14 protein-coding genes are annotated in these 14036 nt (G+C 67.2%); 11 read left to right on the plus strand and 3 right to left on the minus strand.

What is annotated here, in order from left to right; genetic code table 11:
* The first annotated feature begins 184 nt into the window (after positions 1–184).
* Entirely contained in the window at positions 185–619 is a 435-nt protein-coding gene (locus C7R54_RS27495; protein ID WP_129154115.1) for a hypothetical protein, read from the plus strand.
* Positions 620–643: 24 nt separating this feature from the next.
* On the opposite strand, the gene C7R54_RS27500 is transcribed toward C7R54_RS27495, so the two are convergent.
* Together C7R54_RS27500 and C7R54_RS27505 are read right to left on the minus strand one after the other, a co-directional pair.
* Positions 644–1177, minus strand: coding sequence for a hypothetical protein (locus C7R54_RS27500; RefSeq protein ID WP_129154116.1), 534 nt, complete (start codon positions 1175–1177; stop codon positions 644–646).
* 124 nt (positions 1178–1301) lie between these two features.
* On the minus strand, positions 1302–1658 hold the full coding sequence (locus C7R54_RS27505) for a hypothetical protein (protein ID WP_129154117.1): 357 nt from the start codon (positions 1656–1658) through the stop codon (positions 1302–1304).
* Between the two features lie 235 nt (positions 1659–1893).
* On the opposite strand from C7R54_RS27505, the gene fba reads away from it, so the two are divergent.
* From fba to C7R54_RS27550, 10 genes are all read left to right on the plus strand, one after another.
* Positions 1894–2958 carry a class II fructose-bisphosphate aldolase gene (gene fba / locus C7R54_RS27510; protein WP_129154118.1) on the plus strand — a complete coding sequence of 355 codons (1065 nt, stop codon included), beginning with the start codon at positions 1894–1896 and terminating at the stop codon, positions 2956–2958.
* A gap of 12 nt (positions 2959–2970) precedes the next feature.
* Positions 2971–3852 (plus strand): phosphoribosylaminoimidazolesuccinocarboxamide synthase, encoded by an 882-nt coding sequence (locus C7R54_RS27515; protein WP_129154119.1) that lies wholly within the window; start codon positions 2971–2973, stop codon positions 3850–3852.
* Between the two features lie 252 nt (positions 3853–4104).
* Positions 4105–4263, plus strand: a complete 159-nt coding sequence (locus C7R54_RS29010) for a DUF5993 family protein (protein WP_192903765.1) — start codon at positions 4105–4107, stop codon at positions 4261–4263.
* Between the two features lie 2 nt (positions 4264–4265).
* Positions 4266–4901 (plus strand): disulfide bond formation protein B, encoded by a 636-nt coding sequence (locus C7R54_RS27520; RefSeq protein WP_240039749.1) that lies wholly within the window; start codon positions 4266–4268, stop codon positions 4899–4901.
* A gap of 63 nt (positions 4902–4964) precedes the next feature.
* Positions 4965–5495: a 5-(carboxyamino)imidazole ribonucleotide mutase gene (gene purE / locus C7R54_RS27525; RefSeq protein WP_129154120.1), complete on the plus strand. Its 531-nt coding sequence runs from the start codon at positions 4965–4967 to the stop codon at positions 5493–5495.
* Positions 5492–6712 carry a 5-(carboxyamino)imidazole ribonucleotide synthase gene (locus C7R54_RS27530; protein WP_129154121.1) on the plus strand — a complete coding sequence of 407 codons (1221 nt, stop codon included), beginning with the start codon at positions 5492–5494 and terminating at the stop codon, positions 6710–6712. The genes purE and C7R54_RS27530 overlap by 4 nt, the downstream gene beginning before the upstream one ends.
* A 20-nt stretch (positions 6713–6732) precedes the next feature.
* On the plus strand, positions 6733–7767 hold the full coding sequence (locus C7R54_RS27535) for an L-threonylcarbamoyladenylate synthase (RefSeq protein ID WP_129154122.1): 1035 nt from the start codon (positions 6733–6735) through the stop codon (positions 7765–7767).
* A gap of 242 nt (positions 7768–8009) precedes the next feature.
* Positions 8010–9032 (plus strand): amino acid ABC transporter substrate-binding protein, encoded by a 1023-nt coding sequence (locus C7R54_RS27540; protein WP_129154123.1) that lies wholly within the window; start codon positions 8010–8012, stop codon positions 9030–9032.
* 80 nt (positions 9033–9112) lie between these two features.
* Positions 9113–9562, plus strand: a complete 450-nt coding sequence (locus C7R54_RS27545) for a MaoC family dehydratase (RefSeq protein WP_129154124.1) — start codon at positions 9113–9115, stop codon at positions 9560–9562.
* Positions 9563–9576: 14 nt separating this feature from the next.
* Complete coding sequence (locus tag C7R54_RS27550) at positions 9577–10578, plus strand: hypothetical protein (RefSeq protein ID WP_129154125.1); 1002 nt, start codon at positions 9577–9579, stop codon at positions 10576–10578.
* A gap of 25 nt (positions 10579–10603) precedes the next feature.
* Here C7R54_RS27550 and C7R54_RS27555 read toward each other — a convergent pair whose 3' ends face one another.
* Positions 10604–14026: an autotransporter outer membrane beta-barrel domain-containing protein gene (locus tag C7R54_RS27555; protein ID WP_129154126.1), complete on the minus strand. Its 3423-nt coding sequence runs from the start codon at positions 14024–14026 to the stop codon at positions 10604–10606.
* Between the last annotated feature and the right edge of the window lie 10 nt (positions 14027–14036).

A 14036-nucleotide genomic window follows, 5' to 3' on the forward strand; every position in this document is an offset into this window, starting at 1 on the left:
CCCAATAAATAGAAACCGTGTGCCTTAAAAACGGAAGTCGGTAGGAATATAGTTACGCTTCATCGCCTGTTTGGCGGCAAAGATTACACGCTACGATGCAGGCTGCAACCCTGCCATCCCGTTTCGTTTTGAAAATTTCCAAAATGAACGCACAGAACAGTGTTTTGCCTTTAGGAGGCGTTCCATGGTTGACCCCTATTTTGTTCAAGATCACGAGGAGCCGGAATTGTGGGCCGCCGAGCAGGTGTCCTATGCGCCCGGCCGGCCCCCGATCCACATCATGATGCAGACCGCCGGCGAGGCGCCGACCGCCTACGGCCTGCGTAACCTGAAGACCCTGCTGGGCGGCTTGGAGCAGCGCATCGAGGCAGCTGCCGAGCTGCTGCTGGAAAACTATTCCCGCGACGATTGGCTGGAGGCCGGCGTGCCGGCCGACCAGCTGCCGCCTGGCGATTCGGTGCCTGCCATGGTCCGCCAGGCCACGCTGCGCGCGCTCTGGCTGTTCGATGAGGACGCCGAGGACTACGAACTGTGGTTCACGCTGCCCTGGGACGACGAGCACACGTACGATGTGGAATTCCAGGGCGGCGAGCCTGTCGCCTGCTCGGTGAACGACTAGGGCCGGGCCGGGATCCGGGCCGGATCAGGGCGCCGGATCAGCCGCCGCGTCCTGGCTGGGCGCCTCGGCGCCGGCTTCGGGCCCGCGGTCGCGCAGATATTCGACGTTGACGCCTGGCGGGATCTTCTCGATGCGGTCGCGCTGGATCTTGGGCCGTACGAATCCGACGCTCTTGGTGTTGGTGGCGGCGCCCTGCAGGAGCACGGACAGGATGGCTCCCTTGTCCTGGATCCACTGGTTCTTGCCCCGCAGCAGCTTCACGGCATCCGACGGGGGACCCAGCTTGAACGTCGCCCCGTTGATGGTAATGCTCTTGCGCGCGCTGAAATCCGCTTCCGTGTAGTGCGTGATCGAGACGGCGTCCAGGTTATTGCTGAAGGCGTCAATGCGATACACGAAATTGATCCGGGTGTGCGGATCCTGTATCACGATCAGCTTTTCGGAACCGGAGAAATCGGAAAACTGGCCGATGACCACCGACTCGACCAGTTGATTGCCGCGCTTTTCCTCGGTGTACAGAAAAATGGTCGGCGGGGCGGAATTGGAGTTTTCAGTCATGGCGGGGCGGGCGCGCGGCTTAAACGAAAAGTAACTTGATGCGTCGAAATGGGAGTTTACTCGCCTCGCCGTTCCCGCGCCTGCCCGCCGCCCCGTGGCGCTCCCTGGCGCCGCCCGGACGCCCCTATTCGCCCCGGGCTCGCCTGGCGTTGAGGTCCTGCAGGCACTGGCCCACTGCCTCCCGCATCTTGGCGGACGATGTGGACGCTCGGTCCGCTTCATCCCGGCATTCGGTGTACTTGCGCAGGCTTTCCGGCGTATCGCGGACGGGCGGCTGTTGCGCCGGCGCGGCTTCGGGCGACACGGTCATGCGCAGGGTGGAGGGGGGCGAATAGCTGCCGGGCTGGGAGGGGAAGCTGTATTCCTGCACGCTGCCCGCGCCGGCCGGGGGCGGCGCGGTCTGGGCCGAGATCGGCACCTGGGCCTGGGCGGCGGCGCTGGCGGCGAGGACGAGCAAGGCAAGGGATATCTTGATTTTCATGGGCTTTCCTTCAAAGAGGCGGTTCGCCGGGGGGCGAGCCGCTACGCTTATGACCGGCAAGGCGGGCTGGAGATCCAGCGTACCATCGGCGCCGGCCCCGGTAGGGACAAACCCCGAAACAATCCGCTGGAAGACGTAAATCCACGATTGCAAGAACTTTCCCCCGGTCCCCGGTAAAATCGCGGCATTCACCGGTTTCCGCCATTTTTCAATAAGCTCCTGGAGGATCTTTCTCATGGCCCTAGTTTCGATGCGCCAGCTGCTCGACCACGCTGCCGAGCACGGTTACGGCATCCCTGCTTTCAACGTCAATAATCTGGAACAGGTCCAGGCCATCATGGAAGCGGCCGCCGAAACCGACAGCCCGGTGATCATGCAGGCCTCGGCCGGCGCCCGCAAGTATGCCGGCGAGGGCTTCCTCAAGTATCTGATCCAGGCCGCCGTCGAATCGTATCCGCACATTCCCGTGGTGATGCACCAGGATCATGGCCAGTCGCCGGCCATCTGTCAGGGCGCCATCAACCTGGGCTTCTCCAGCGTGATGATGGACGGTTCGCTCAAGGAAGACGGCAAGACCATCGCCGACTACGAGTACAACGTCGACGTCACCCGCAAGGTGGTGGACATGGCGCACAAGGTCGGCGTGACGGTGGAAGGCGAGCTGGGCTGCCTGGGCTCCCTGGAAACCATGCAGGGTGACAAGGAAGACGGCCATGGCGCCGACGGCAAGCTGACCATGGACCAGCTGCTGACCGATCCCGAGCAGGCCGCCGACTTCGTGCGCAAGACGCAGCTGGACGCGCTGGCCATCGCCATCGGCACCAGCCATGGCGCGTACAAGTTCACCCGCAAGCCCACCGGCGACATCCTGTCCATTTCCCGCATCAAGGAAATCCACAAGCGCCTGCCCAACACCCACCTGGTGATGCACGGCAGCTCCAGCGTGCCGCAGGAACTGCTGGCCGAAATCCGCGAGTTCGGCGGCGACATGAAGGAAACCTACGGCGTGCCCGTCGAGGAAATCCAGGAAGCCATCAAGTACGGCGTGCGCAAGATCAATATCGACACCGACATCCGCCTGGCCATGACCGGCGCCGTGCGCCGCTTCTTCGCCGAAAATCCCTCCAAGTTCGACCCGCGGGAGTACCTGAAGCCGGCGCGCGCCGCCGCCAAGGGCATCTGCGTCAAGCGCTACACGGAATTCGGCACGGCGGGCAACGCCAGCAAGATCAAGGCGACGCCGCTGACCGATGTCGCCCAGGCCTATGCCGCGGGCAAGCTGGCCCAGGTCGTGCAGTAAGGAAACCCGCCCGTGACTACCGCCCTGCATCAATCCAGCATCAAGTCCCTGCCCCTGCTGGGGCGCGGCAAGGTGCGCGACATGTACGCGGTGGGCGACGACAAGTTGCTCATCGTGGCCAGCGACCGCATCTCCGCGTTCGACGTCATCCTGGACGACCCCATTCCCGGCAAGGGCCAGGTGCTGACCGAGCTGACCGAGTTCTGGCTCGGCAAGCTGGGCCACATCCTGCCCACGCATTCGACGGGCCTGCGGCCCGAGGATGTGGTCGCGCCCGACGAGGTCGACCAGGTGCGCGGCCGCGCCGTCGTGGTCAAGCGCCTGAAGCCCATCCTGGTCGAGGCGGTGGCGCGGGGGTACCTGATCGGTTCCGGTTGGAAGGACTACCAGGCGACGGGCGCGGTGTGCGGCATCGCGCTGCCGCCCGGCCTGCAGCAGGCCAGCAAGCTGCCCCAGCCCATTTTCACGCCGGCCGCCAAGGCGGAGTTCGGCACGCATGACGAGAATGTCGATTTCGCGCATGTGGTCAAGGAAGTGGGCCAGGAAATGGCCGAGCGCATCCGCGATGTGACGCTCAAGTTGTATGGCGAGGCCGCAAGCTTCGCCGCCACCAAGGGCATCATCATCGCCGACACCAAGTTCGAGTTCGGCCTGGATGACCAGGGCACGCTGCACCTGATGGACGAAGTGCTGACGCCGGATTCGTCGCGGTTCTGGCCGGCCGACGGCTACAAGGTGGGCATCAGCCCGCCGTCCTTCGACAAGCAGTTCGTGCGTGACTGGCTGGAGACCCAGACCTGGGACAAGACGCCGCCCGCGCCGCGCCTGCCCGCCGACGTGCTGGAAAAAACCGCCGCCAAGTATCGCGAGGCCCTGGACCGCCTGACGGCCTGAGCACAACGCGATCGCCGCTGGCGGACAAGACTGACGGCCACCCAAGGGGTGGCCGTTGGTTTTTTTGCCGCAAGGCAGAATCGCCCCCTCGGGGGGGCAGCAGTCGGCGATAGCCCCGCGGCGTGAGGGCATTCCCCGCCAGCCCGGGTTACGTCGCCTTTTGACGCCGCAGTCGTCTTTTGCGTGCTCTTCATTTATAGTGCGGCGCATTCGCTCGGAAGGGGGCTCAAGAGAGGAGGCGTGGATATGGTCATGCTGCTGCCGTTTCTGCTCGGCACGCTGGCGGTCTGGTTCGGATTGCGGGGCCGTCGCAGCGCGAGTTTCGCGTTTTGGATACTGACCGTGATTTGCTTCGTCGTGACTGTCGCGGGGCTATGGGACCCGGCCCCCCTCGCCGGACTGCGACTCTGATCATGATGACCTTCTCCGTGCGCGCGCCGCGGCCGGCCTCGGTCGTATTCAATGCCCTGGCCCTGCTGGCGCTCTGCGTGATGCTCGGCCTCGCCCTCGTGTGGGAATTCGCCTATGGCCATGCGCCCGATTCGTCCGGGCAGCTGCAGCGCCTGGCCTATCTGCTGGCCGGCGCCGGCCTGCTGCTGAACCTGCGTTTCGGTCCGTCGCCCGTGCACTACGCCCTGGTGCTCGCGGCGGCGCTGGGCGGCACGGTGGCCGCCGGCTCGCAGGTGCTGTCGCGCCTTGCCCCCGGGGCGCCGGCCCTGTCCGGCCCGCAAGCCTCGACCTGGGCACTGGCCGGCTACGCGGCCCTGCTGGTCTATTGCACCTTCATGCTGGCGCTCGACCGCAAGGCCAGCGATAACGCCATGCCGCGCCGCGTCGGGGTCCTGACGGCCTTGCCCATGTGGCTGTTCCTGATCGTGGCCCTGGCCGCGACGACGGCGGCCGGCCTGCGCTGCGGCGTTTCCGCGTGCCCGGCGCCTGGAGAGGGATACGCCTGGCTGGCGCCGGAATGGGAGCCCGTCCCCGTGCTGGCCGACTTGCAGCCCGCTGCCCGGGCGGCGCCGGCGCCCCTGGCCGGCGCGCCGCGATAGGCTGCCTGGGGTTCGCGGGCGGGGCCGGTTAAAATCCCTCGTTTTACGACTGCGCTCCGGCTTATGACTGCCTCTACGATCACCTCGTCCCCGACCGCGCCGCGTGTCGGCGTCATCATGGGCTCCTCCAGCGATTGGGAGGTCATGAAGCATGCTGTCGCCATGCTGCAGGACTTCGGCGTGCCTTGCGAGACGCGGGTGATCTCCGCGCACCGCATGCCGCAGGACATGGCCGAGTACGGCGCGCAGGCGCGCGCCCGCGGCCTGCGTGCCATCGTCGCCGGCGCCGGCGGCGCGGCCCACCTGCCTGGCATGATGGCCGCGCTGACGGAGGTGCCGGTCTTCGGCGTGCCCGTGCCGTCCCGATACCTGCGTGGCGAGGATTCCCTGCTGTCCATCGTGCAGATGCCCAGGGGGGTTCCCGTCGCCACCTTCGCCATCGGCGAGGCTGGCGCCGCCAACGCCGCGTTGCACGCCATCGCCAACCTGGCGACCACCGACGATGCCTTGCACGCCAGGCTGGTGGCGTTCCGCGCGCGCCAGACCGAGGCTGCCCGCAATATGAAGGTCCCGCCCGAGGGAGCATCGGCATGAACGGCGCGCAGACGGCTTGCGCGCGTCCGGCCGACGGCGCCGCGTTCACGCCCATCGCGCCGGGCGACTGGCTGGGCCTGCTGGGTGGCGGCCAGCTGGGCCGCATGTTCTGCCATGCCGCGCAAAGCCTGGGCTACAAGGTGGCGGTGCTGGATCCGGCCGCCGACGGGCCGGCCGCCATGGTGGCGGACAGGCATATCCATGCGGCCTATGACGACGAGCAGGGGCTGGCCGAGCTGGCCCGCCTGTGCCGTGCCGTCACGACCGAGTTCGAGAACGTGCCCGCGCAGAGCCTGCGCAGCCTGGCCGCGCATTGCCGCGTCAGCCCGGCTGCCGACGCCGTGGCCGTGGTGCAGGACCGCATCGCCGAGAAAGCCTTCATCGCGGCGCAAGGCATCGCGGTGGCCCCGCATGCCGCGGTGCGCGCGCGCGCCGACCTGGAGCAGGCCGACGAGGCGCTGTTTCCCGGCATCCTCAAGGTGGCGCGCCTGGGTTATGACGGCAAGGGCCAGGCCCGTGTCGCCACGCGCGCCGAAGCGCTGGCCGCGTTCGACGATTTTGGCGGCGTGCCCTGCGTGCTGGAAGCGCTGCTGGCGCTGGACCACGAGATCTCCGTGGTCATTGCGCGCGGTTTCGATGGCGCGACCGTGATGTTCCCGGTCGCGCGCAACGTGCATCGCGACGGTATCCTGGCCGTGTCGACGGTTGCCCTGGCCGCCTTGTCGGGGCCCGACGCGCAACTGGAGCAGCAGGCTGGCGCATCCGCATTGGCCATCGCCCAGGGGCTCGATTACCACGGGGTCCTTTGCGTGGAATTCTTCGTCCTGCGCGACGGCCGCCTGCTGGTCAACGAAATCGCGCCGCGGCCGCACAATAGCGGCCATTACAGCATCGACGCCTGTGTCACCAGCCAGTTCGAGCAGCAGGCGCGCGCGATGGCCGGCTTGCCGCTGGGCAGCCCCGGTCTGCTGGCGCCCGCCATCATGCTGAACATCCTGGGCGATATCTGGTATCCGGACGCCAGCGATGCGCAGCGCGAGCCGGACTGGGCTGCCGCCCTGGCCGTGCCGAGCGCCAAGCTGCATCTCTATGGCAAGCGCGAAGCAAGGCGCGGCCGCAAGATGGGCCACGTGACCATCGTCGCCGCCACCATGGCGCAGGCTCGCGCCGACGCCATGCGCGTGGCCGCGGCGCTGGGTTTGCCGGCGCCGCAATGAGCGGCGGAGACCGACGCGTCATGAGCCAGGCCAACGCCGCCACCGACGAAGAGATCGACCACGCCGCCCGCGTACTACTGCGCGGGGGCCTGGTTGCCTTTCCCACCGAGACCGTCTACGGCCTGGGCGCCGACGCGGAGGATCCACGGGCCGTGGCGCGCATCTACGCGGCCAAGGGCAGGCCCTCCAATCACCCTGTCATCGTGCACGTCGCGCCGGAGGCCGACCTGGGTTACTGGACGCGCGACATGCCCGCGCAAGCCCGCGCCCTGATCGACGCCTTCTGGCCGGGACCGCTGACCCTGATCCTCAAGCGCGCCCCGCATGTGGACGCGGCGGTCAGCGGCGGGCAGGACAGCGTCGGCGTGCGCTGCCCCTCGCACCCCGTGGCGCAGCGCCTGCTGCGTGCATTTGCCGCCCTCAAGGGCGGGCATGGCGGCGTGGCGGGCCCGTCGGCCAACCGTTTCGGCCATGTGTCGCCCACGCGGGCCGAGCATGTGCTGGGGGAGTTTCCCGAACAGGTCGCCGCCGGCATGCCCGTGCTGCAAGGCGGCCCGGCCGATGTCGGCATCGAATCGACCATCGTGGACCTGTCGCGCCTGCACGAAGGCGTGGGGCCCGTCTTGTTGCGGCCTGGCCATATCCGGCCCGAGGACATCGCGCGCGTGCTGGGCGAATTGCCGTCCGCGCCCGATGCGGCCGCGCCGCGGGCGTCCGGCACGCTGAAGGCGCACTATGCGCCGCAAACGCCGCTGGAGCTGGTGGACAGGGCGACGCTGGAGGCGCTGGTCGTCGGCGTGGGCTTGCCGGCCGGCAGCCGTTGCGTGGTAATAGGCTATACCCCGCGTCCCCTCGAAATGGATCCGGCGCTGACCTGGCAACCGGTGTCCGCCGATCCCGCGCAATACGCCCATGCGATCTATTCGCTGATGCGCGAGCTGGATGGCCGGGGCTATACGAAGATTCTGGTCGAGGCCCCGCCGCGCACGCCCGAGTGGGATGCCGTCAACGACCGCATCGGCCGCGCCGCCGCGGCGTTCCAGCCGGAACGGTGACGGCCCAGGCGCCGCCTGCCATGGCGCCACATCCCCTGTACCACATCCCCTGTACCACTTCTGTCCGGTCGGCCTTCCTAGTGTTGTACCTAATTGCCGGGTGCGCGCGAGCAGCCTAAGTTGGCGTGCTGGCCGGCGCGATGATGTCGCCGCCGCGCTTGCCGCCATCGGTCCCGGCCATCCGCCCGGACCTGTGCGTTTGAACCATCCGTTTGAACAAAGCACGACCCGGGAGACTCATCATGAAGAAACGCTTGTCCGTTCTGGCCGCCGCCGTGGCGTTGGCCTGCGCGTCCGCCAGCACCATGGCTGGCACGGTGTTCGACGCGGTCAAGAAAAAGGGCTATGTGCAATGCGGCCTCAGCGACGGCGTATCCGGTTTCAGCGCCACCAACAGCAAGGGCGAATGGGAAGGCATGGACGTCGACATCTGCCGGGCGATCGCGGCGGCGATGTTCGGCGACGCTTCCAAGTACAAGGGCACCGCGCTGTCGACGCAACAACGCTTCACCGCCTTGCAGTCCGGCGAAGTCGACGTGCTGATGCGCACCGTCACGCTGACGCAGACGCGCGATACCTCGCTGGGGCTGGCGGCCGTGGCGGCCAGCTTCTACGATGGCCAGGGCATCATGGTGCGCAAGTCGCAGAACGTGAAGAGCGCCAAGGAACTGGACGGCGCCACGGTCTGCGTGCAGCCGGGCACCACCACGGAGCTGAACCTGGCCGACTGGTTCCGCACCCACGGCATCAAGTTCACGCCGGTGGTCATCGACAAGGTCACCGAAGTCGTGCGGGCCTTCGAATCGGGCCGCTGCGACGCTTTCACCGACGACGCCTCGCAACTGGCCGCCGTGCGCGCCACGCAACTCGCCAAGCCGGACGATTACGAGATCCTGCCCGAACGTTTCTCCAAGGAGCCGCTGGGCCTGATGGTGCGGCAGGGGGACGACCAATGGCAGGGCGTCGTGCGCTGGACGCTGTTCGCGCTGATGGAGGCCGAGGAATACGGCATCACGCAGAAGAATGTCGATGACATGCTCAAGAGCCCCAATCCCAACATCCAGCGCATCCTCGGCGTCACGCCGGGCGCGGGCAAGAACATGGGCGTGGACGAAAAATGGGCCTATAACGCCATCAAGGCGGTGGGCAACTACGGCGAGATCTTCGAGCGCAATGTCGGCCAGCAAAGCAAGCTGAAACTGGCGCGTGGAACGAACGCGTTGTGGAGCCATGGCGGCGCGATGTATCCGTGGCCGATACGCTGAGCACCGGCGATGTGACTTTGGACTATCCTAGGAGGCAGCCGCGCCGGTTGGGCGCGGCCGCTGCCGGAGGATGACGTCAGATGAAGTTCGCCGAGTTCAAGCAGGGCATGGTGATCAAGGGAGGGCCGGTCACCGTGACGGAGGCCGAAATTCTGGCCTTTGCCCGCCAGTACGATCCGCAATGGTTTCATGCCGATCCCGCCCGCGCCGCGCAGGGGCGCTGGGGCGGACTCATCGCCAGCGGCTGGCATACCTGCGCGCTGGCCATGCGCATGGCCGTGGATGCCGCGCTCCATGATTCGGAATCCTTCGGTTCGCCCGGCCTGGGCGAGGTGCGTTGGCGCGTTCCCGTCCGTCCCGGCGACCAGTTGCGCCTGGAGGCCCGCGTGCAGGCGGTTCGCACCTCGTCATCCCGGCCGGATCTTGGCATCACTTCCTGGACCTGGGTGGTGCTGAACCAGCACGACGAGGGTGTGCTGGAGCTGGACGCGACCATCCTGTTCGATCTCAGCGAAGACAAGTCGGGGTGATGGGGGCGCGCGCCATGCTGTCCAGGGGCGTGCCGGCGCCCGTACTTGCGCTGATTCCCGCGCGCGGCGCCGGCGCGGGCATGGCCGTCGCGTTCGCCCTCGTACTCTCCCCGTTTTTCGGGTCCGCGGTGCATGCCGCGGAACAGTGGGAGGACGAAGGGCCGGCCTTGCCTGGCACAAGGTCGGCCGACCCTGTCACGATGCCTGCCGTTACACGTGTTCCCGCCACGTCGGCCGGGCCTGGCAACGACTCCGGCAACGACTCCGGCAACTACTCCGGCAACTACGTGTTGAACCAGGCCATCACCGGCCTGGACATGCTCGAGAAGGTGGCTGTGGTCTGCCCACGCTTTGGCCGCGAGGACGCGCGCGCGACGCAACTGGAGAACATCGCCCGGACGCGCCTGAAGGTATCGGCGCGGGACGTCTGGCGCGCCCAGGCCGAGCAACAGCCGCCAATATTCATGACGGCGGCGCAGGCGCGGCGCATCGTGGCCAACGCAGGCGGCTGCGACAGTCCGGCGCTGGCGCAATGGCGGGCCGGCGCCCAGTGGCTGGCCGATACCTCGGCCCAGGTGTTGGCGGGCGAGGCGCCCGCCGACCGGACCTGGCCGCGCCAGGCCGCGTTGGAGCGGCCCGTGCGCATCACCATCATGGGCTGGCAGCGCAATCTCGACCGCGTCGCTGTCCAGGTGCTGGTGAGCAATGAGGGCGCCACGCCGCTGCGCGCGGCGTTCCTGGCGTCCCAGTCCTTCGCGGGCTTGTGCACCCGCATTGACGCGTTGAACATTCCCATGGCGGCAGGCTTCCTGCCCGCGCAGTGGGCGGATGTGCCGCCGCGCGGCAGCGTGCCCGCCTTATGGACGCTGGACCCTTCCTGCAAGCCCGAGCCGCGCATGAATATCGGCGGCGCCGTGGTGGTCGACCAAGGGAAAGGACCGGTCTACCGCCGCTTCCTGCTGCGCGGCGTGGGACCGGCACCGGTGCAGAAACCCACATCGCCGCCGCCCAGTTGAGGCAGGCGGCGGGGGAGGGCCATCTTCAGAACACGTAGCGCAGGCCGATGTCTCCGTCGACGCTGTGGTCGACAGGACCGCCGCTGGTGTAGTCGACATCGGCGTACACCTGCAGGTTCCGCTTGAGTTGCGCCTGCACGCCCAATCCCACCAGGGCGCGGTTGCCGTTCAGGTTGTCCGAGAACGTCGTGCCGTTCAGGCTGACATGGTTGGTGTTGACGAATTCGCGCAGCACGGCGGCCTTCATGTACGGTTGCACCAGATACCCCTTGGCCGTGTCGAAGGAAGCGCCGACCTGGAAGCCGAGCTGTCCGCGCACGGAGCGGGTGGGGGCGTCGTGGATCCTGAAGCCGTTGTCCAGCGTCTTGTCGGCGCTGGTGGCCTGGAAGGCGGCGACCTGGGAGTAGGGTTCGACATAGCCCCCTTGGGGCAGGTCGATGTGCCTGCCCACTTCGATCGACCCGCCGAACCCCGCGTTGTCGTACTTGCCGCGGCTGCGACTGCCATCGCTGCCGACCACGTGCAATTCGTTGCCGAAGCTGTTGACCTTGAGCGTCCCGTCCGCATACCACCCGCCTTGGGACATCCAGGTGGCGTAAGCGCCCGCGCCGACGCTGTTGTTACGGCCGCTGGAGCCGCCGTCGATATCGGAGGTGTTGTAGCTGTAGCTGCCGAAGCCGCCGACATGGACATCGCTGCCGGAAGGCAGGGCGAAACGCTTGTCCGCGCCGAAGGCGCCACCATACTGGTCCAGGCCGTAGGCGGGGGCCGCCGATTGAGCCATCCTGCTGGAGGTGGTGAAACTGCGCACCCAGAGGCCGCTGCCGGCCTTGTTCATGCGCAGATCGCCCTCCCGTTGGCGTAGCGTATCCAGTTCGCCGTAGAAGGCGTAGGGCAGGGACGTTGCCATGCTCAACGCCGTCTTGGCCGCGGGAGACAAATCCCTGGGCCCGGGGATGGGATCGCCATGCGGGCCGGCGGGATCGGACGGATGGGTCGGGTCGGTGGGATTCGTCGGATCGGTCGGGTTGGTGGGATTCGTGGGATCCGTGGGCGTGTCGGTCCCGGTCTGCACCAGCTGCCACTGATCGCCTTCCTGCTTGACCTCATACACATAGATGCCGGCGTCGGTCTTGCCGTCGCCCACCAGTCCCAGGCTGCCCGTGCCTCCGCCGCCGGTCTGCACCAGGGTAATGTCATTGCGGGGATGCGCCACGCCCTGGTCGGCATTCACATGGATGCCATGGGCGCCATCCAGGGTATTGACGTTGACCACGTCATTGCCGCCGCCCGGGTTGAAATCGACATTCATGGCAAGCGTGCCGCCGGAACCGCCCAGCGAGGCCGCGTTCAGGACCTTGAAGTTGCCCGGCCCGGAGTTGAAGTCGACGCTGCCACCGTTCATGACCAGCGTACCCACCGTCTCCGTGGGCGCGCTGCCCAGTTTCCAGGCGCCCGCGCCAGCGGTGGTTACCGAGTCGACGTCCAGATTGCCGTTCAGGGTGGCCGCGCCGGCCACGACCACGGAGGCGCCGCTCACGTCGCCGTTGAAGACGGCCTTGTCCTGCACGACCACATTGCCGTTCTTGCCGGATACGTTGCCGTCCAGCACCGCGCTGCCCGCCAGCGTAAGATCCAGGTTGCTGTCGGCGGAGGCCGTCATGTCGCCGTGCTGCGTCGTGTCGGACAGGAATACCTTGGCGCTGCCGCCATTGACGACGTTCACCAGCATGCCGCCCTGCCCCTGCAAGTGACCGCCATCGTGCACGGCTATCGTCGCGGAGCTGTCGTCCAGGTCGACCGCGGCGCCGTCCGCGCGCGCGAGCAGCGCACCGTCGCCGGCCACGCTCACCGTGCCGGTGGCCTTGTCGCTCAGGACCATGCCGCCGTTGAGAATACCCTTGGCGTCGAGCTGTACGTTCGCTTGCGCGCCCGCGCCGGTAGCGCTGACGTTGCCGTTCAAGGTTGCGTTGCCCGCGCCCATGCCCAGGGTGGCGCCGTTGCTGGCGGTGAACGCCCCGGTGATGGAGGCGTCGTCCTGCGCATGGACGTTGAGCACGGTGCCGTTGTCCGCCGCCGCGATGTTGCCGGCCAATATGACATTGTCGGCCGTTACGTCCGCCTTGCCGCCGCCGTCGGCCTGGATGATGTCGCCATTGCCCTTGGTGACGTCCAGCTCAGATTTGGACGCGATCAGCACGTGCGCGACCGCATCGGCGTTGGCGCCGTGGTTGACGATATGCAAGGCCGCCCCGCCCCTGCCGGCATAGGCGATGGTCCCGTCGGTCAAGGACAGGGTCGTGCCATTGCCGTTTGCCAGCGTGTCGAGAAGTATGCCGTCGTTCATCCCGTGGACGTCGGATCCGCTCAGCGACACCTGGCCGCCGCCGCTTGCATAAATGCCGGCGCCGGCGCCGTAGGCGCTTTGCGTGGACTGTGTATTGTCGGCCTGGAACCTGCTGTCCGTGTCGATGAACCGGGTCTGGTCATCCTGCGCGATGAACTGCAGGCCGCTCGACCCTTCGAAGATATTGCTCGAGGAGGTGACGACGACGGGTTGGGTTCCGCCCGTCACCGACACATAGGCGGCAGGTCCGCTGGGGCCGTCTCCAACCGCACTGAGTTTGGAATTCCTGACCAGGACACCGTATTCATGGTCGGGCTCATCGGCGGTGCGCGTAACGCTTAGCGCGGTGCCGGCGGTGATGGTCGAGTCATCTATTTCGGCATAGACCGTATTTTCGATGTTGTAGGCGTTGTCGCTATGGACGTCGACCCCCATGATGTCCGGATCGATCATGGCCTGGTCATACAGATAGATGGAGCTGTGGTTCCGTATCGTGGTGAGGCCGCCATTGACTTCTACCCCCGCTACATACTGGAGCCCGGGCGTACCCAGGCCGAAGTCGGTGGGATTGATCCGCGAGTTGGATATCATGGTCGTGCCGGCCGACTTGACCCAGCCGATGTCGGCGCCTGTCGCGGTCAGGGTGGACTGGTCTCCGACCAGCACGCCCGCTGCGTTGGCGTAGACTTCCAGCGTGACGTCGCCGCTGCCCCCATGGATCGCCGATGGCGCTCCCGTTTCGGGCTGCATGCTATTGCCGGCCGCGATGATGCCGTCGACCGTGCCCACGCCCTGGACGTCAACCTTGCCGCCTTGCTGCACCAGGATGTTGCCCGTGGTGCCACCGAGCTCGACGGTCAACTGCCCGTTGTCGGACAGGTAGGTGTTGCAGCTTTCGTCGTCGGCCACGCTGACGGGCTGGCCGCCGGTGGCTTGCCGCGCGGCAGGCACCTTGGACGGATCCAGCGCATCGGCGGAGAATTGGCTTTGCCCGCCGGGACACTCCGTCGCGGCATGGGCCGCGGGCGCGGCGCACACGAGACCCGTGCCCAGCAGGGACGCGAGGAGCGCGAGTTCGCGCCGATTGAATCGATTCGACATGGTGCGCCTC

The sequence above is a fragment of the Achromobacter aloeverae genome (genome assembly GCF_004121055.1).
Lineage (GTDB): Bacteria > Pseudomonadota > Gammaproteobacteria > Burkholderiales > Burkholderiaceae_B > Bordetella_C > Bordetella_C aloeverae.